The sequence below is a fragment of the Salinicola peritrichatus genome (genome assembly GCF_003206715.1).
In the GTDB taxonomy this organism is placed as follows: domain Bacteria; phylum Pseudomonadota; class Gammaproteobacteria; order Pseudomonadales; family Halomonadaceae; genus Salinicola; species Salinicola peritrichatus.
The window spans coordinates 52,020-70,148 of record NZ_PZJU01000029.1; the positions used below are offsets into that span (position 1 = coordinate 52,020).

Below are 18,129 nucleotides of genomic sequence, written 5' to 3' on the forward strand. Positions count from 1 at the left end.
AAATAGTCACAAAATGAGCATCAACACGCCATAACAACAAAGTAGGGGGATGGCATGGTAGAAGGACTCGCACGGCCGGCGGCGGCTGAACGGTGGGCAGGCAAGGGATCTCATCTTCTGGCGTTGTCGGTCTCGTTGGGATTGGGTTCGATGACGCTGGCGGCCGCTCCGGCCTGGGCCGCCGACGATCAGGGCGACGCGCCGGTCATCGAACAGGAGACGCCCGATGCCGGCCCCACCGAAGAGGGCTCGACGGCGGACGGACCCTATCTCTCCGACTGGTATCACCAGAATCTGACGGTCATCGGCAGCAAGAACATTCGCTTCGGCCCGCAACCGGTCGACGACATCTACCTCGAGTACGAATTCTTCGGCCGCAAGGGGCCGCTGGATCTCTACGGTTACATCGATTTCCCGAAGTTCTTCGGTACCGGCAACGGCGCGGATAGCGGCATCTTCGACAAGGGCTCGCCGGTGTTCATGGAGCTGGAGCCGCGTCTCTCCATCGACGACATGAGCGGCAAGGATCTGAGCTTCGGCCCGTTCAAGGAGTGGTTCGTCGCCTTCGACTATATCTTCGACTGGGGGCACAACACGGCCAACCGCCAGAACACGCTCTATGCCGGTCTGGGAACGGATATCGACACCGGCTCGCCGCTGGGGCTGTCGTTCAACTTCTACAAGCGCCGCCAGTGGGAGAACTACGGCGCCGGTAACGAGCATTCCTGGGACGGCTACCGCGCGCAGCTGAATTACTCCTATCCGCTGGGGAATTTCAGCAACGGTGCCTCGCTCACCTACGTCGGTTTCACCAACTACGACTTCGGCTCCGACCTGCGTGACAGCGACGGGCCTAGCCGTACCAACGAAGCGGTGGTGGCGACCAACGTGCTGCTTTACCAGTTCACGCATCTGCGCTTCATGGCGGTGGCGCGTTACTTCCATAACGGCGGCCAATGGAATGACGACGAGGTGCTGGACTTCGGCGACGGCCCGTTCCATCTGCGCTCCACCGGCTGGGGCTACTATTTCGGTGTCGGCTGGCAGTTCTGAGCGGCGCCCAGCGCTTTTCATCATGTCTCTTGCCCACGTATATCGGGGAGCCTTCGGGCTCCCCGAACTTTTGCAGCCTGGATACCATCTCTCCTAACCAGCCGATTGACAGTGCCCACGCGGCATGCGCTACTTGATTGACAATATCGGCAAAGCCTTGACTAAAAAGATAAATCCAGAGGATGCGATGAGCGGGCACAAGGGAGTTAGGCAATGAACGGACGCAGCGCCGTCAGGCTCGAACGGTTGCGCGAGGCGTTGAAGAACGGCGGTACGATTCAGCTTGCCGATGCGGCCGCGTTGTGCGGCGTCTCCGAGATGACGATCCGGCGCGACATCGCCGCCAGCAACGGTGCCATCGTCTCCTTCGGCGGTCACCTGGTGATGGCCGACAATCCTCAGTTCGCCGCGGCCTACAACCTCAATGCGCAGAAGGATCGCTACGCCGGCGCCAAGCAGCGGCTGTGCGAGGCGGCCGCGGCGATGGTCGAAGAGGGCGACACGCTGTTCATCGACTGCGGCACCACCCTGATGCCACTGTGCGCGCTACTGCCACGGGACATGACGGTGACGATCGTCACCTACGCGCTCAACGTCGCCAACGCCTTCAGCCAGCGCGACATGCCCAACATGCGCCTCGTCGTGCTCGGTGGACTCTACTACGCCTCGTCGCAATCCTTCGGCGGCCAGGATGTCACCACCGCGATCCGCCGACTGGGCATCAACAAAGCGTTCCTCTCCGCTGCCGGCGTCCAGGCCGACAAGGGCGCCAGCTGCTTCCATTTTCACGAGGTGGCGCCCAAGCAGGCGGCGATCGAAAACGCCGAACGCTGCATATTGGTGGTCGACGAAAGCAAGCTCGACGTGATGCGGGCCGCCTTCTTCGCCGAACTCCCCGATTTCGATGTCATGCTGACCAGCGGCGATGCCGGCCGGGCATGGCAGACGCGCGTGGCCGGAGAGGGCGCTCCCGCCATCCAAGTCGTTTGATTATCCTATCGTTTGTCTGAATTGCTTCTGGTGAATTGCTCTGTTTCACAGGAGGACTTCGCCTTGGCGCGAGGAGTAGGATGCTCTTGTGCCGATATCCTGCCAATCCTATCAACCCGGATAAGCGAGCGAGACGATGTCACTACCCGTTCCAACCCAAGCCACGGTCTATGACGCTGCCGTCGTCGGTATCGATGCGACCGAGATGAGGCGTTATGCAGTGCGTTCGCCGGCGAGCGGCGAAATCATCGCCGAGGTCGCCGATTGCACGGTCGAACATGCCGAACTGGCGGCGGAGAATGCCCAGCGCGGTTTCGAGTCCTGGCGCCGGACCACGGCGTTCGAGCGCGCGGCGCTGCTCAAGGCGTGGCACCGGGCGATGCTGGAAGCCAAGGAGACTCTGGCGCTGACCATGGCCCGCGAGATGGGCAAGCCGATCCGCGAGGCGCGTGGCGAGGTCGACTACGCCGCCGGGTTCCTGGAGTGGTTCGCCGAGCAGGCCAAGCGCGTCGACGGCGACATCCTGCCGAGCCAGCATCCGGACAAGCGCTTGAGCGTGTTGCGCCAGCCGGTAGGGCCGGTATTCGCGATCACGCCGTGGAACTTCCCGGCGGCGATGATCACCCGCAAGGTGGCGCCCGGTTTGGCCGCGGGCTGTTCGGTAATCGTCAAGCCGGCGGAACAGACCCCGATCACCGCGCTGATGCTGGCCGAGTTGTGGCGCGAGGTGGGCGGGCCCGCCGAAGTGTTCCAGGTGATTACCGCCGAACGCCCGGCGGAAATCAGCGACACCCTGATGGCGGATGCGCGCATTCGCAAGCTGACCTTCACCGGCAGCACGCCGGTGGGCAAGCATCTCTACGCCAAGTCGGCGGCGACGATGAAGCGCATGTCGCTGGAGCTCGGCGGCCATGCACCGTTCGTGATCTTCGACGATGCCGACATCGATGCCGCCGTGGCCGAGGTGATGGCGAGCAAGTTTCGCAATGGCGGCCAGACCTGCGTCTGCGCCAATCGCATCTACGTTCAGCGCGGTATCTTCGACGCCTTCGCCGAGCGCTTGGCGGCAGCGGTCGACGAACTCCGAGTGGGGCAGCCGGAGGACGAAGCGACGCAGATCGGCCCGCTGGTCAGCCAGGCCGGTCGCGACAAGGCGCAGTCTCACATCGACGATGCGCTGGAGAAAGGCGCCCGGCGTTTGACCGTGGCGCGTGCCGTGGACGGTTTGTTCGTCGCGCCCACGGTGCTGGCGGATGTGACCAGCGACATGCGCATCATGCGGGAAGAGACTTTCGGCCCGGTGGCGCCGCTGATCGCCTTCGACAGCGAAGCCGAGGCGATCGCCAACGCCAATGCGACGCCGTTCGGGCTGGCGGCCTACCTGTGGACGCGCAACCTGGGCCGCGCGGCGCGGGTTTCCGAGGCGCTCGACTATGGCATCGTCGGCGTCAACGACGGCGCGCCCTCGGTGCCGCAGGCGCCGTTCGGAGGCATCAAGGATAGCGGCCTCGGCCGCGAGGGCGGGCGCTACGGCATCGACGAATATCTCGATCTCAAGTTCGTCTCGACCCGCCTGGACGGCTGATGACGAATCGGGGCGATTCGAACGCCGGCGGCTCGCCGGCCGAGCTCGATCTGGCCACGGCGCTGCGCGAGACCAAGCTGCGCCACGCCAGGGTCGTGGCCGGCGAGCGTTCGCTGGATCGGCCGCTGCGCTGGGTGCACATGGTCGATCACCCCGACATCATTGCGTGGGTCCAGCCGGGTCAGCTTCTGCTGACCACCGGCTATCATTGGCCCGACGAGCCCGCTGCCGAGCGCGCACTGATCGAAGCGCTGGCCGCCAAGGGGCTGGCCGGCGTGGCGTTGGCCGTGCCGCGATTCTTGACCGCCTTTCCCGAAACCAGCCGCCAGGTGGCGGAATCTCTCGACTTTCCCCTGCTGGAGATTCCCTGGGACGTTCCCTTCAGTCAGATCACCGAGGAGGTGCATGCCTGGCTGATCGCGCGCCAGGGGCAGTTGATCGCGCGGGCCGAGCGCATCCATCGCGACCTGACCCGATCGGCACTCACCGCGCGCAGCCTGGGCGACATCGCCTCGGCACTGAGCCTGCTGCTGGAGCGCGACGTGCTGTTCACCGGCCTGGATGGAGAGTGGCTCGGCGGCAGCGGCGAGCGTGAGGCCTTGCGTCTGCCGACGCCGCCGATGCTGATGGCGGTTGCCCGGCTCGAAGCCGTTTCCGCGTTGTCGCTGGCAGGCGATGACGACACCTCGCCGTGCCGCCTGCTGGCCTGTCCGGTGCGCATCCAGGAAGCGTTGGTCGCCACCTTGTGGATCGATGAGACCGAATCCCGCGTCAGCGAACTCGAGCAGCGCGCCGCCGAGCAGGCGGCGCTGATCTCGGCCCTGCACCTGTCGCACCAGCGTGCCTTGCAGGCGCAGGAAACCCGGCTCGGTTACGCCTTCGTCGACTCGCTGCTGGAAGGGCGTTTCGAGGCCACGCCGGCGGCGCTGGAGCGGGCCGCCCTGCAAGGGTGGGATCCGCAGGCGGATTACCATGTCTGCGCCATCCTGCTCGACGAGCCGGTGCCGCTGAGCCGCGACGGCCTGCTGCGACGCGAACGCTGGGAGCGACGGCTCGGCCGCTACCTGCGGGATCAGGATCATCCGTTGCTGGTCTCGGTGTCGCTCAATCAGCTGCTGTTCCTGCTGCGCGCCGAAATGTCGGCGACGGCGTTGTGGCAACGGCTGGGTGACGGCGGGGCTGCCATGGCGGTGAGCCGCCTGGTGCAGGGGGCCGAGGCCATCGGCCGAGGTGCCGATGACGTGGCGCGCCTGCTGCCCTCGCTCGAGGCCGGCGAACTGCGCGACTTCGAAGCGCTGCTGTTCAGCCGCGTACTCGAAGGCGATGCCGAGGCGCGGCGGCTGTTTCTCGAGCGGCTGTCGGATGGTCTGGGCTCGGGCGCTCGCCGCCGGACCTGGCTGGAAACCCTGGCGGCGCTGACCGGGCACGGCTTCCAGCTGGCGCAGACCGCCCGCGCCTTGAACATTCACATCAGCACGTTGCGCTATCGCCTGGAACGGCTGTCGGAGGCGCTGGGCATGGACCTGGACGAGCCCGAAAGCCGGCTGCAACTGCAGGTGGCGATGCGCTTGATGCCACGACAAGACAACCCGATCGGCGACGGTCGGTAATGCCAAGGAGAAACTTCATGCAATTGACCGACTTCACCACTCTGACCTTCGATGTCTACGGCACCCTGATCGACTGGGAGAGCGGCATGGTGGCCGGGCTGCAGCCGCTGTTGCAGCGTACCGGGCTGAGCCTTACCCGGGACCAGATCCTCGAAGCCCATGCCCGCCATGAATCGACCCAACAGCGCTACACCCCGCACCTGCAATATCGCTGGCTGTTGGCGATCGTCTACAAGCGTCTTGCCGAGGAGTGGGGCGTCAGCGCCAGCCACGACGAGTGCCAGGCCTACGGCGATTTCGTCAAGCAGTGGCCGGCGTTTCCGGATACTGCCGAGGCGCTCGCCTATCTCAAGCAGCACTACAAGCTGGTGGTACTCTCCAACGTCGACAACGAAAGCTTCGCCTACAGCCAGCGCAAGCTCGGCGTGGAATTCGACGCGGTCTACACCGCCGAGGATGTGGGCTCCTACAAGCCGGCGCCGTGCAACTTCGACTACATGCTGGAGAAGCTCGGCGAACGCGGCATCGACAAGCCGCAGATCCTGCACACGGCCGAGAGCCTGTTCCACGATCATCAGCCGGCCAACCGCTTCGGCCTCGCCAACTGCTGGATCTACCGCCGCCACGACAAGGAAGGCTTCGGCGCCACCATGAATCCCGGCGACATGCCCACGGTCGACTTCCGCTTCAACAGCATGGCCGAACTGGCCGAGGCGCATCGGGCATTGACGAGTTAAGCCATCATCGGCTAGCAGCTGGGTGCCCGACGCAGAACAGCGCGATGGATTGGAATGGCGTGGGGAGTCGGAGAGCGGCTTGCATGAGGTCATCGTCGTAGCCCATGACCACGACGCCACCGAGCTCTTGCTCGATGGCCGACAGATAGAGGTTCTGTATCGCGGCGCCGGCTTCGAAGTCGATGTAGCGTACGCCGCGTAAACCATCCGGCTGCTGATCGGCGAAGTGATCGATGGCGATTTGACGGTCGGCAGCGACGACGATCACGGCGGGGGAGTCTTCCAGCCAGATATCGTCTGCCAGAGATGCCGGCAACAGCGCGCCCGGATGAATGCCGTGCAAGCGCTGCCAGATCTCTTTGTGGATGGTCTCCGTTTCATACAAACCGGGTTCGAGCCCTTCGACCCGTCGGGCGATGACGAACGTTTTCAAGGGAAATAACGCGTGCGCCGACGGAGCGGTGCGCTTGCCGTCGCAAGACGTGCACCCTTGAGCCGCGAACAGCAGGCGTTCGAGGGCATCGATGGAGAGCGGGCGATCATCGAACCGTCGGCAACTCCGGCGTTGTCTCAGTAGTCGTTCTAGTTCGCTGATTTTGTCTCGGCTCATGGCGACTCCTTATAGTATTTGCTTGCTAAGTGGCGGAAATACTCGATCATTGCTTGATACCGTCTCCATCGTTTCGACCAGCATTGCAGGAATCCCCATGGAAATGCTACACGGCCTGATCGTCATCACTTTCGTGCATCTACTGGCGGCGGCTTCGCCGGGGCCGGATTTCGTGCTGGTCACCCAGCAGACGCTGAATCACGGCAAGCGTGTCGGGTTGCTGTGCAGCCTCGGCATCGCCCTGGGCCTGTCGATCCACATCGTCTATTCCGCCTTCGGGCTGGCGGCGGTGATCGCCAACTCCGCCGAGGCGCTGTGGGCGATCAAGCTGCTCGGCGGTGCCTATCTGCTCTACCTGGGCATCAAGGGGCTGCGCTCGCGTCCGACGTTGCCGGCCGCGGCCGAGCCTGAGTTGAGAGCTTCCCGGCCGGCGCGCTCGGCACTGCGCACCGTCGGCATGGGTTTTCTGTGCAACGCGCTCAATCCCAAGGCGCCGATCTACTTCGTCTCGCTGTTCACCATCGTGCTGTCGCCGTCGATGCCGCTCTATCAGATCGCCATCTACGGCGCCTGGATCATGCTGATCCAGCTCGGTTGGTTCTCGTCGGTGGCGCTGTTGCTCTCGACGCCGCCAATCCATCGCGCGTTCAAGCGCTTCAGCCACTGGATCGATCGGGTACTTGGCGCGGCGATGGTGGTGCTGGGGATCAAGGTACTGACGACGCGGGTATGAGTCTGACGCTTTCCACCAATGGCCATTTTCGGCATCCTGAAGCGCATCCATCCCTGATTGGCAAGGAGCGCCCGTGAAGACTTGGTTGCGTGAGTTACCCAAGGTCGAGCTGCATCTGCATATCGAGGGCTCGCTGGAGCCGGAACTGATGTTCTCGCTGGCGGCGCGCAACGGTGTCGACCTGCCTTATGCCTCGGTGGACGAGGTACGGGCCGCCTACGATTTCAGCGACCTGCAGTCGTTTCTCGCTCTCTATTATCAAGGCATGCGGGTGTTGCGTACCGAGCAGGATTTCCATGACCTGGCGATGGCCTACTTGGGCCGTGCCCACGAAGACGGTGTGGTGCATGTCGAACTGTCGTTCGACCCGCAAGCGCACTTGAGCCGTGGCGTCGAGCTGGCGGTACCGTTCGAGGGGCTGCGCCGGGCCATGCGCCAGGCCGAGCGCGAGTGGGGCATGACCACGGCGCTGATCATGAGCTTCCTGCGCGACCGTGAGGCCCTTGAGGCGATGGATGTTCTCGAGCGTGCCGCGCCCTGGTACGAGGTGATCGATGCGGTGGGGCTCGATAGCGCCGAAGTGGGCAATCCGCCGGCCAAGTTCGCCGCGGTGTTCGAGCGTGCCAGGGAACTCGGCATCGCGCGCGTGGCCCACGCGGGCGAGGAGGGGCCGGCGGCCTATATCAGCGAGGCGCTGGACGTGCTCGATATCCGCCGAATCGATCATGGCGTTGCCTGCCTGCAGGATCCGCAATTGGTGGCGCGGCTGCGCGAGACGCAGATTCCGCTGACGGTCTGTCCGCTTTCCAACATGCGGCTGAAAGTGGTGGATCGGATGGCCGACCATCCGTTGCCGGCGATCATCGATCAGGGCGTCAAGGTGACGCTCAACTCCGATGATCCGGCCTACTTCGGTGGCGGTGTGCTGGATAACTACCTGGCATGCCTGGATGCCTTTGGCTGGGATCGCGAGATGTTCAAGCGGCTGGCGGGTAATGCGATCGATGTCGCGTTCATGCCGGAATCGCGTCGCAGCGAGCTGCTCGAGCGCTTGTCACGCTGTTGACCCTTGCCAGGACGGCGAAGCGAAGCCTTAAGGCGACGAAGTGGCGAGGCCCGCTCCGGATAGTCGGAGCGGGCCTTTTACTGTGCGGTCAGACGGTCGCGCTTTCGGTGCTGGGCTGCAACGCGGTCAAAAATGGCACCAGGCGGGCGAGCGCTTCCCTGGCAAGCTCGGGATCGATGGCGAAGCAGATGCGCAGGTAGTCCTCGCCTTCGGGGCCGAAGGCACTGCCGGGCGCCACGCCGACCTTGGCTTCCCGCAGAATGCGCTTGGCCATGTCCAGGCTGGAGCCGCTGAGTCCGTGTACCTTGAAGAACAGATAGAAAGTGCCTTGGGGAGAGAACACGGTGACGTTGTCCAACGCCGTCAGCCCATCGACCAGAATGTCCCGCGAGGCGTGGCAGCGGGCGACCTGGTGCGCGATGAAGTCGTCACCGCTCTCCAGCGCCGTGATGCAGGCGCGCTGGATGAAGGGCGCCACGCCGGTGGTGTTGTACTGGCACAGCCGGGCGAACAATTGATCCAGGCCCTGCGGGAAGACCACCCAGCCGGCGCGCCAGCCGGTCATGCACCAGTTCTTGGAAAAGGTGTTGGTCACCAGCAGCCGGTCATCTGGCCCGCAGATCTGCAAAAACGAAGGCGCCGGCCTCTGGCCGTCGTCGTAGATCCCGTCATTGTAAACAAAGTGGTTGTAGACCTCGTCCGCGACGATCCACAGCCCCTTTTCGCGGCAGAAGTCGCGGAGTCTGCGCATGTCTTCCAGCGGCATGCGCCAGCCGGTGGGGTTGGATGGCGAATTGACGAAGATGGCGCGAGTACGCTCGGTGACCGCGGCGAACACCTTTTCCAGATCGAGCGCGATATTGCCATCGGCATGGAAGTCGAACGCCACCGGCACGTTGACGCCGCCGACGATCTCGATCATCTGCCTGGCGTTGGGCCAGGCCGGCGTCGGCATGATCACCTCGCTGCCTTCGTCGAGAATCGCCTGCATCGCCATGGTGACGGCGTTCATGCCGCCGATCGTGACGCAGAAGCGGTCGGCAGCGACGTCGACCTGCCAGTGACGTCGATGGTAGTCGGAGAGCGCCTGGCGAAGCTCGGGCATTCCCTGGGAGTAGCTGTAGCGGGTATCGTCCTGGCCGAGCGCGTCGATCGCCGCCTGCTTGATCGCGTCCGGCGTCGGCAAATCGCCTTCACCAATCCACAGCCGGACGACCGAGGCGTCATGACGGGCGAGATCGGCGACGGCGACGATCTGGTTATCGGGCATTTCCTGGACACGGGATGAGCAAACTTGGCGCAGTGCTGCGGGGATGACGTCGGACATGATCGACTCGCGCGGCTGAGTGAATGGCGGGGGGGACTCGAAGATCATATAACGCCTGTCATTGGCATGCTAACCGTTCCTTTGACACACTGATGACAAGACCCTGCCGGCGTCGTATCGAATGGCGCGGGGCGCGTCGGCGGCTCGATCCCAGCGGAGCGGATACGACGTGTACAAGGTTTCCAAGATCATCGGGAGGTTGTTCAGAACCATGTCTTCTTCGACATCCATCGAGCGTACGCCCGAGGCCCAGGCCGAAGTCGACCGGGCCGTGAGCCGGATGGCGCTCTACCACTTCATGAGCTGCCCGTTCTGTCAGCGCGTGCGCAGTCAGATCGAGCGCCTGGCGCTACCCATCGAGTTACGGGACATCCAGCGCGAACCCGAGTATCGCCGCGAACTGATCGCCGGTGGCGGCCGCGCCACGGTACCCTGCCTGCGCATCGAACATGACGATGGTCGGGTGGAGTGGATGTACGAGTCCGCGGATATCAATCGCTATCTGGAGCAGCGTTTCGGCGGATAAATCGAATAACGCCGGGTGGCGGGTTTCCGTAGAATGGCCGCTGCTACCCGTGTCATCTTCGGGGACAAATCTTTACGTTTTTCAGGCTGATGTCCCGCTGATTCCCGCTACCTTGATAGAGCGCTGTTGCTTTTGGGCAATTGACCATTGGGTCCAAGCGCGAAAAAGGAAGTTCACGTTAGCGAGGTCGTTTTTATGACACGGAATTCGAAGGCCGATAAGTCGGAAGGTGCTGTTGACAAGGCTGCAGGCAAGGTCAAGGAAGCGGCTGGCAAGGCAACCAAGGATCGAGAACTGGAAGGCAAGGGCAAGGCGCAGCACTCCAAGGGCCATGCCAAGTCCGCAAAAGGCGAACTCAAGGACGCCGTCAAGCCGCGTCACTGAATCGAAGGGGTCCTTACGCCAGGACCCATGCACGAGGGCCCCGACGTTTGTCGGGGCCCTCGTCGTTTAAGGCCATCGTTTGGAACCGGCATGCGAACCGAGACCGCCGCGCCATCAGCAGCCGACCAGCAGGTGTAACAGCAAAGATTTCGTTGATTGACGCTCCGGCTATTGCTTGCTTTCGCCTACGGTATCCGCGACATAGGCGTCTCGCTCGCCGATGGGCTCCTTGTCTCCGACCGTAGAGTCGTGCTTCGTCTGATGTTCCATTTCGCTATTGAGCTCTGCCCCCATCAGAACGATGAACGCGGAAAGCCAGAACCACATCAGCAGGATCACCACGGCGCCCAGCGACCCGTAGGTCTCGTTGTAGCTGGCGAAATTGTGTACGTAGATCGAGAAGCCGATCGACCCCGCGATCCACAACAGCACCGCGGTGACGGAGCCGACGCTGATCCACTGCCAGCGCGGTTTGTCCCGATCCGGGGCATAGCGATAGAGAATGGCGAGCGCCAGCATGACGATGATCATCAAAAGCGGCCAGCGCGCCAGATTGACGAGTGTGCCGATCAAACCGGGCAGTCCCAGCATGCTGACGATGGCGGGAATCGCCGTAATGACGCCTAGGGTCACTATGGTCATGAGAATGGCACCGATCGTCAGCAGCAGCTTCAGCGCCGTTCTCTTGAGCATTCCCCGGTTTTCCTCTTCGTCGTAGACGATATTCAGGCCGGTCATGAAGCCGTCGATCCCCCGGGAAGCGCTATAGATGGCAAGCAGCAGCCCGCCTGCCGCGGCCAGACTCATGCCGGCCCCGGCATCCTGGCTGGCCTGCTCCGCCTGCTGGCGAATGATATTGGCGGCTTCTTCGGGAAGCAGATGGCTGATACTGGAAATTTGCTCGGTGATCTCGTGAGGATCGAACAGGATGGCCCAGAGAGAGATGGTCGCCACGATGGCCGGCACCGAGGCCAGCAGCCCGTAGAATGCAATGCCTGCCGCGACCATCGAGACATTGTCGCGGTTCATTTCCTCCTTGCTGCGCTTGAGTATGTCCTTCCAGCCGGACCCGGGAATCTGCGAGGGTCGATCTGCCTGCCGCCCGCGTTGGGATGCTGCAGCCTTGTGCTTTGCCATGATCTCTTCCCTGAGATGACCATCGTTCAGTCCGAAGTGGTTACCAACTAGAACGTAGGCAAGCTCGCCCGATTGCGCAAAAGCGAACCGCCGGGGCGTCAGGCCTTGCCCGGGCGGTTGTAAACGTCGAGATCCAGTTCCTTCTCGCTCTTGCCGACCAGCGTGGTGACCATCAGGTCGCCGGCGACGTTGACGCTGGTGCGCGCCATGTCGAGGATGCGATCGATGCCGGCGACCACGCCGATGGCTTCCAGCGGCAGGCCAATCTGCGCCAGCACGATCGACAGCATGATCAGTCCTGCGCCGGGCACGCCGGCGGTGCCGATGGAGGCCAGGGTGCCGGTCAGCACGATCATGCCGTAGTCCGTCAGCGACAGATCGACACCGACCAGTTGCGCCACGAACAGCGCCGCCACGCCCTGGTAGATCGCGGTGCCGTCCATGTTGATGGTGGCGCCGACCGGCAGCACGAAGCTCGACACGCCCTCGGAGACACCGAGATTCTTCTGTGCGCAGCGAATCGAGACCGGCAGCGTGCCGGAAGACGAAGCCGAAGAGAACGCGACGACCAGCGCGTCCAGGCTGCCCTGCAGGTAGCGGAGGGGATTGAGGCGGCCGATCAGGCTCAGCAGGCCGCTGTAGACCACCAGCACATGCACGATGCAGGCGAGATAGACCACGCCGATGACCTTGGCCAACGGCCACAGCACGTCCAGCCCGTACTGCCCGGAAACGTTGGCGATCAGCCCGAACACGCCGAACGGTGCGAACGCCATGACGATCGCGGTGAGCTTGTACATCGCCTCGGCGAAGCTCTCGAAGACCCGCACCACCGGCTCGCCTTTCTCGCCGATCAGCATCAGCGAGATGCCGAGACCGATGGCGAAGACGATGATCTGCAGGATGTTGCCCTCGATCATAGCCTGCAGCGGATTGGAAGGCACCAGGCCGACGATGATCTCCACCAGCGAGGGGGCTTCACTGGCCTGTTGCGGGGCGTCCATCGAGGCATCGATGCCGGCGCCTGGCTGGAAGATCGTCGCCGCGACCAGGCCGATCACGATCGCGAAGGCGGTCGTGATCAGGTACAGCGCAATGGTTCTCACCCCGACGCGTCCCATCTTCTGCGGATCGCGCATGCCGGTGATGCCCACCACCAGGGTCGAGAACACCAGCGGCACGATCAGCATCTTGATGCCGTTGATGAAAAGATCGCCAAGAGGCTTGAACAGGGTGGCGTCCTCGCCCATCAAGGCGCCGGCCAGTACGCCGAGCAGCAGGCCGGCGATGATTTTCTGCCATAGAGGAATGCGTCGCCACAGGTTGGGGCGAGAAGAAGAACTTGCGGTCATGCGCGGGCTCCGGCTGGGTGATTAACGGCTGAAGTTGTTAACGGCAAATTCGGTTGCGAGCGCGCATTCTACCGGCGTATGGACTCACCGCCAGGCGAATCATGCGATGGTATGAGGGATTCAGGTTAAAAAGCGTCGTTCGAAGGTAATCGTATGGTACTCGACGGCGGCCTGAGCCGCCGTCGATGCATTCAGGAGTTCAGACTTCCTTGTACAGCTCGCCCCCCTCGCGCTTGAAGCGTTCCGCCTGCTCTTCCAGGCCGGCATCGCGCTCGGCGATGGCTTCCGCGTCGCTTTCCTGTGCTGACGCTTCAGCGCCGGGGCCGAAGCGCTCGCGTACCTCCTGGGTGATCTTCATCGAGCAGAACTTGGGACCGCACATCGAGCAGAAGTGCGCCACCTTGGCGGAATCCTTGGGCAGGGTTTCGTCGTGGAAGGCGCGCGCGGTGTCGGGATCGAGGCCGAGGTTGAACTGATCCTCCCAGCGGAACTCGAAGCGCGCCTTGGAGAGAGCGTTGTCGCGTCGCTGGGCGCCGGGATGACCTTTTGCGAGATCGGCGGCATGAGCGGCGATCTTGTAGGTGATGATGCCGGTCTTGACGTCGTCCTTGTTGGGCAGGCCGAGGTGCTCCTTGGGCGTGACGTAGCAGAGCATGGCGCAGCCGTACCAGCCGATCTGCGCCGCGCCGATTCCGGAGGTGATGTGGTCGTAGCCCGGCGCGATATCGGTGGTCAGCGGGCCGAGCGTATAGAACGGCGCCTCGTCGCAGCACTCGAGCTGCTTGTCCATGTTCTCCTTGATCAGCTGCATCGGCACGTGGCCCGGGCCCTCTATCATCACCTGGACGTCGTGCTTCCAGGCGATCCGGGCCAGTTCGCCAAGCGTTTCCAGCTCGGCGAACTGAGCCTCGTCGTTGGCGTCGGCGATCGAACCGGGGCGCAGGCCGTCGCCCAGCGAGAAGGAGACGTCGTAGGCCTTCATGATCTCGCAGATATCCTCGAAGTGGGTATAGAGAAAGCTCTCTTTGTGATGGGCGAGGCACCACTTGGCCATGATCGAGCCGCCGCGGGAGACGATGCCGGTGACGCGCCTGGCGGTCATCGGCACGTGGTGGAGCCGCACGCCGGCGTGGATGGTGAAGTAATCCACACCCTGTTCGGCCTGCTCGATCAGCGTGTCGCGGAAGATTTCCCAGGTGAGATCCTCGGCGACGCCGCCCACCTTCTCCAGCGCCTGGTAGATCGGCACCGTGCCGATCGGCACCGGCGAGTTGCGGATGATCCACTCGCGGGTCTCGTGAATGTTCTGGCCGGTGGAGAGATCCATGATCGTATCGGCGCCCCAGCGGATGCCCCAGGTCATCTTGTCGACCTCCTCCTCGATCGAGGAGGTCACCGCCGAATTGCCCAGGTTGCCGTTGATCTTCACCAGGAAGTTGCGCCCGATGATCATCGGCTCGCTTTCGGGGTGGTTGATATTGGCGGGAATGATCGCGCGCCCACGGGCGACTTCGTCGCGCACGAACTCCGGGGTGATTTCCTCGGGCAGGTTGGCGCCGAAGGATTGGCCGGGATGTTGATGATCGAGCATGGGATCGGTTTGCGCTTCCAGACGGCGCTGATTCTCGCGGATGGCGATGAACTCCATCTCCGGGGTGACGATGCCCTGTCTGGCGTAGTGGAGCTGGGTGACGTTACGGCCAGCCCTGGCACGGCGCGGCGTGCGCTTGAGCTCGAAGCGCAGCGTGGAAAGGCGCGGGTCCTCGGCGCGCCGGCGACCGTAGTCGGAGCTGAGGCCGTCGAGCCATTCGGTGTCGCCGCGTTCGTCGATCCAGGGGCGGCGCAGTTCCGGCAGGCCGCGGCGGATGTCGATGGCGGCGGCGGGATCGGTGTAGGGGCCGGAAGTGTCGTAGACGGTGAGCGGCGCGTTGGGTTCGAGTCCGTCGCGGGTCCTGGTCGGTGACAGCGCGATTTCGCGCATTGGCACGCGAATATTCGGGCGCGAGCCCTCGACATAGACCTTGTGTGAGCCGGGCAGCGGCGCGATGGCGGCGCTATCGACCTTGGCCGTTTCGGAAAGAAATTGCGGTGATTTCATATGTGCTCCAGGGCGTGACATGAGGTCAGGCCGGCGCACAGCGTAGGCGGGAGGAGAGCCGAGCAAATGGTGCGAGAGGTCGGACAGGTCTCCGCTTGATCCCTACGCCGGTACTAGCCGGATCAGGTTCGTCGGGATCCGCCGTGGCGCTGTCGATAAACGGTCAGCGCAGGACGATCTCAGCCGGTTCCACCGGCACCCCGTCAAGCTGGCGATGCAGCGCATCGCTGCAAAGCAGTCTGGATCCGCTCCCGGAAAGGGTCAAGCCTCACGCCGAGAAAGGAACGCCCCAGAGCGGGCACGGGCAGGTTTCAACCCGGTCCCGAAGTCGGCGCCGTGATCGCCTTGACCAGCGCAACGAAGTGTTTGGTCTGTGGCGTCGCGCGGTGGCGGGCATGAGCCATCCATACTTCCGAAACGGCATCCAGGTCTTCCAACCGTCGGTAACGCACGTTGTCGATCTGGATATGCCGGAATGACTCCGGGAGCAGCGACACGCCCAGTCCACTCGCGACCAGACTGATGATGGTGTTGGGGCCGCCGACTTCCTGAACGATTCGGGGCGTGAGCCCGTGCTTGGCAAACAGTGCATGGAAGCGATCGATCAGCCCGGTGCCGGCGCTTGGTGAGAAATAGACGAACGGCTGCGTGGCGAGTTGGGCCAGGCTCAAGGGGCGGCGCTCGTCGGCCTGCGGGCTGGCGGCGTTGACGACCGCCACCAGCGGTTCGCGCAGCAGCAGGGTGGCCTGGAGTTCGTCGGGCAAGGTGGTGGCGCGCATGATGCCGATATCGAGATCGCCCTCCAACAGCGGCGGAATCTGACGCTGGCTGTTGAGCTCCTGCATGCGCAGATCGACGTCCGGATAGTGACGGCGATAGTCCAGCAGCACGCGAGGCAGGGCGGCGATCAATGGTACGGACGTGGTGAAGCCGATTCGCAGCCGGCCGGTTTCACCGCGACCGACTCGTGACACCAGACGTGAAGCGCGTTCCGTTCGGGCCAGGATGTCGCGTGCCTCGTCGAGAAACAGCCGGCCGGCCTCGGTCAGCTCGACGCGGCGGTTGGTTCGTATCAGCAGTCGGCTGCCCAGTTCGCGCTCCAGTGCCTGAATCTGCTGGCTCAGCGGCGGCTGGGAAATGCCCAGGCGCTCGGCGGCTCGGCTGAAATGCAGCTCTTCGGCCACGGCAACGAAATAGCGTAGATAACGCAGTTCCATATTGAGTCGTATGGCCTCTCAAAAACAACGAATAATATATTGGAGAGCTTAATTGCCTCGGCGTAACCTACCAAGGTCTAAGAACCTGTCTACGATCTGCTGCGCGTCGGCCACACGTCGTTACCCCCTAAACTCGTACGCGAGCCCGGTCCTTTCCTCAAGTGTTTTTGCCCCGAATTATCCAAAAATCGGGGCTCTAGCTCGCGAGATCGTAAACAGGTTCTAAACGAGTTATTCGAGACGGGGCTTGACTGCGTCGGCTCCGCCGCTCAGAAATTGGGAGAAACAGGTTGTCCCGCCATACCTCATCGTCCGATATCGAGGACGATTCTCGAACTGCAAGCCAGGCTGCAAATCATCGGCTGGCCCAGGAAGCGGAAGTCATCGAAAGCGGGTTCATCGAACGCGGCCAGCACGGCTACCGACCGACCATGCTGGCGCTGTTCCTCGGTGCGTTTTCGACCTTCGTGCTGCTCTACTGCGTGCAGCCGTTGATGCCGATTTTGTCGGACGCTTTCGGCATCGATGCCGCCACCAGCAGCCTGTCACTGTCGGTGGCCACCGGGATGCTGGCGATCGGCCTGTTGATCACCGGGCCGATCTCGGATGCCGTCGGGCGCAAGTCGGTGATGTCGGTGGCGCTGCTGGCGGCAGCGGTCTGCACCCTGATCGCCGCGGCGATGCCGAGCTGGACGGGTGTGCTGGTGATGCGGGCGTTGGCGGGGTTGTCGCTGTCCGGGCTGTGCGCGGTGGCGATGACCTATCTCAACGAGGAGATCCACCCCCGCTACATCGGCCTGTCGATGGGGCTCTATATCAGCGGCAGCTCCATCGGCGGCATGAGCGGCCGCCTGATCAGCGGCGTGATGGTGGACTGGATGCCATGGCGCGTCGTGATCGCGACGATCGGCGTGGTGGCCTTGATTGCGGCGCTGCTGTTCATGCGCTGGCTGCCGCCGTCGAAGCATTTCCAGTCGCGGTCGCTCAACTGGCGCAACGTGGTTTCCGGCTTCACTGTGCAGTTCAAGGATCGCGGACTGCCGTTGCTGTTTCTCGAAGGCTTCCTGCTGATGGGCGGCTTCGTCACCCTCTACAATTACATTGCCTTTCGGCTGCTGGCGGAACCTTATCATGTCAGCCAGGCGCTGGTCGGTGTACTGTCGATTGCCTATCTCTCCGGTACCTACAGCTCCGCCTGGGCCGGCTCGCTGGCCGACAAGCTGGGGCGTCAGCGGATCTTCTGGCGATTCGTGGTAATGATGCTGGTGGGGCTGGCGATAACGCTGTTCCAGCCCATCAGCCTGATCCTGATAGGCATGCTGGTGTTCACCTTCGGCTTCTTCGCCGCGCACTCGCTCGCCAGCGGCTGGGTCGGCCAGCGTGCCAGGCAGGCCAAGGGACAGGCGTCCTCGCTCTATCTGTTCAGCTACTATCTTGGCTCCAGCGTGGCCGGCACTCTGGGTGGCGCTTTCTGGTACTGGGGCGGCTGGAACGGCGTCGCGGCGTTCATCGCAATCCTGCTGCTGGTGGCGTTGGCGATTGGAGGCTTGTATCTGCGGCGGTTAGATTGAGCAAAGATAACTATCGGCGCAGTGCGCTATAGATCAGGAAAAAACGAACGATAAACAGTAAGCGGCGGGAATGAGACGGAACGGATAACGCTCGATCAGCACATGCGCCTGGTTGCCAAAAGAGGCGGGAATC

General features: G+C 63.2%; 16 protein-coding genes and 1 riboswitch. Of the genes, 10 read left to right on the plus strand and 6 right to left on the minus strand.

Features of this window, described 5'->3' with window-relative positions; genetic code table 11:
• Window positions 1–54: 54 nt before the first annotated feature.
• The 5 genes from DOM57_RS11730 to DOM57_RS11750 all read left to right on the plus strand — a co-directional run bounded on the left by DOM57_RS11730 (window position 55) and on the right by DOM57_RS11750 (window position 5,975).
• Window positions 55–1,053: a nucleoside-specific channel-forming protein Tsx gene (locus tag DOM57_RS11730; RefSeq protein ID WP_239496200.1), complete on the plus strand. Its 999-nt coding sequence runs from the start codon at window positions 55–57 to the stop codon at window positions 1,051–1,053.
• Between the two features lie 213 nt (window positions 1,054–1,266).
• Entirely contained in the window at window positions 1,267–2,043 is a 777-nt protein-coding gene (locus DOM57_RS11735) for a DeoR/GlpR family DNA-binding transcription regulator (protein WP_110649379.1), read from the plus strand.
• A 136-nt stretch (window positions 2,044–2,179) separates the two neighbouring features.
• Window positions 2,180–3,628: an NAD-dependent succinate-semialdehyde dehydrogenase gene (locus tag DOM57_RS11740; protein WP_110649380.1), complete on the plus strand. Its 1,449-nt coding sequence runs from the start codon at window positions 2,180–2,182 to the stop codon at window positions 3,626–3,628.
• Entirely contained in the window at window positions 3,628–5,238 is a 1,611-nt protein-coding gene (locus DOM57_RS11745) for a PucR family transcriptional regulator (RefSeq protein ID WP_110649381.1), read from the plus strand. The genes DOM57_RS11740 and DOM57_RS11745 overlap by 1 nt, the downstream gene beginning before the upstream one ends.
• 17 nt (window positions 5,239–5,255) lie before the next feature.
• The gene (locus tag DOM57_RS11750) at window positions 5,256–5,975 is read left to right on the plus strand and encodes a haloacid dehalogenase type II (protein WP_110649382.1); all 720 of its coding nucleotides are present in this window, start codon (window positions 5,256–5,258) and stop codon (window positions 5,973–5,975) included.
• Window positions 5,976–5,979: 4 nt separating this feature from the next.
• Here the strand turns inward: DOM57_RS11750 and DOM57_RS11755 are convergent, their stop codons facing one another.
• A complete protein-coding gene (locus tag DOM57_RS11755; protein ID WP_110649383.1) occupies window positions 5,980–6,585 on the minus strand; it encodes a nitroreductase family protein in 606 nt (201 codons plus the stop codon).
• 97 nt (window positions 6,586–6,682) lie between these two features.
• Here DOM57_RS11755 and DOM57_RS11760 point away from each other — a divergent pair, with 97 nt between their 5' ends.
• Together DOM57_RS11760 and DOM57_RS11765 are read left to right on the plus strand one after the other, a co-directional pair.
• Window positions 6,683–7,318 carry a LysE family translocator gene (locus DOM57_RS11760; protein WP_110649384.1) on the plus strand — a complete coding sequence of 212 codons (636 nt, stop codon included), beginning with the start codon at window positions 6,683–6,685 and terminating at the stop codon, window positions 7,316–7,318.
• A 73-nt stretch (window positions 7,319–7,391) separates the two neighbouring features.
• Window positions 7,392–8,384, plus strand: coding sequence for an adenosine deaminase (locus DOM57_RS11765; RefSeq protein ID WP_110649385.1), 993 nt, complete (start codon window positions 7,392–7,394; stop codon window positions 8,382–8,384).
• Window positions 8,385–8,472: 88 nt separating this feature from the next.
• Here the strand turns inward: DOM57_RS11765 and DOM57_RS11770 are convergent, their stop codons facing one another.
• A complete protein-coding gene (locus tag DOM57_RS11770) occupies window positions 8,473–9,711 on the minus strand; it encodes a pyridoxal phosphate-dependent aminotransferase (protein ID WP_110649486.1) in 1,239 nt (412 codons plus the stop codon).
• Window positions 9,712–9,922: 211 nt separating this feature from the next.
• Between DOM57_RS11770 and DOM57_RS11775 the strand changes: the two genes are divergently transcribed.
• Complete coding sequence (locus DOM57_RS11775) at window positions 9,923–10,237, plus strand: glutaredoxin family protein (protein ID WP_110649386.1); 315 nt, start codon at window positions 9,923–9,925, stop codon at window positions 10,235–10,237.
• Between the two features lie 195 nt (window positions 10,238–10,432).
• Complete coding sequence (locus DOM57_RS11780) at window positions 10,433–10,621, plus strand: CsbD family protein (protein ID WP_110649387.1); 189 nt, start codon at window positions 10,433–10,435, stop codon at window positions 10,619–10,621.
• A gap of 168 nt (window positions 10,622–10,789) precedes the next feature.
• Here DOM57_RS11780 and DOM57_RS11785 read toward each other — a convergent pair whose 3' ends face one another.
• From DOM57_RS11785 to DOM57_RS11800, 4 genes are all read right to left on the minus strand, one after another.
• Window positions 10,790–11,758 carry a YihY/virulence factor BrkB family protein gene (locus DOM57_RS11785; protein WP_110649388.1) on the minus strand — a complete coding sequence of 323 codons (969 nt, stop codon included), beginning with the start codon at window positions 11,756–11,758 and terminating at the stop codon, window positions 10,790–10,792.
• A 98-nt stretch (window positions 11,759–11,856) separates the two neighbouring features.
• The gene (locus DOM57_RS11790) at window positions 11,857–13,110 is read right to left on the minus strand and encodes a dicarboxylate/amino acid:cation symporter (RefSeq protein ID WP_110649389.1); all 1,254 of its coding nucleotides are present in this window, start codon (window positions 13,108–13,110) and stop codon (window positions 11,857–11,859) included.
• 199 nt (window positions 13,111–13,309) lie between these two features.
• Window positions 13,310–15,208: a phosphomethylpyrimidine synthase ThiC gene (gene thiC / locus DOM57_RS11795; RefSeq protein ID WP_110649390.1), complete on the minus strand. Its 1,899-nt coding sequence runs from the start codon at window positions 15,206–15,208 to the stop codon at window positions 13,310–13,312.
• A gap of 82 nt (window positions 15,209–15,290) precedes the next feature.
• A riboswitch (TPP riboswitch) is annotated at window positions 15,291–15,421 on the minus strand.
• Between the two features lie 98 nt (window positions 15,422–15,519).
• Window positions 15,520–16,425, minus strand: coding sequence for a LysR substrate-binding domain-containing protein (locus DOM57_RS11800; RefSeq protein WP_110649391.1), 906 nt, complete (start codon window positions 16,423–16,425; stop codon window positions 15,520–15,522).
• Between the two features lie 290 nt (window positions 16,426–16,715).
• On the opposite strand from DOM57_RS11800, the gene DOM57_RS11805 reads away from it, so the two are divergent.
• Window positions 16,716–17,996 carry an MFS transporter gene (locus DOM57_RS11805; RefSeq protein ID WP_239496201.1) on the plus strand — a complete coding sequence of 427 codons (1,281 nt, stop codon included), beginning with the start codon at window positions 16,716–16,718 and terminating at the stop codon, window positions 17,994–17,996.
• Window positions 17,997–18,129: the final 133 nt, after the last annotated feature.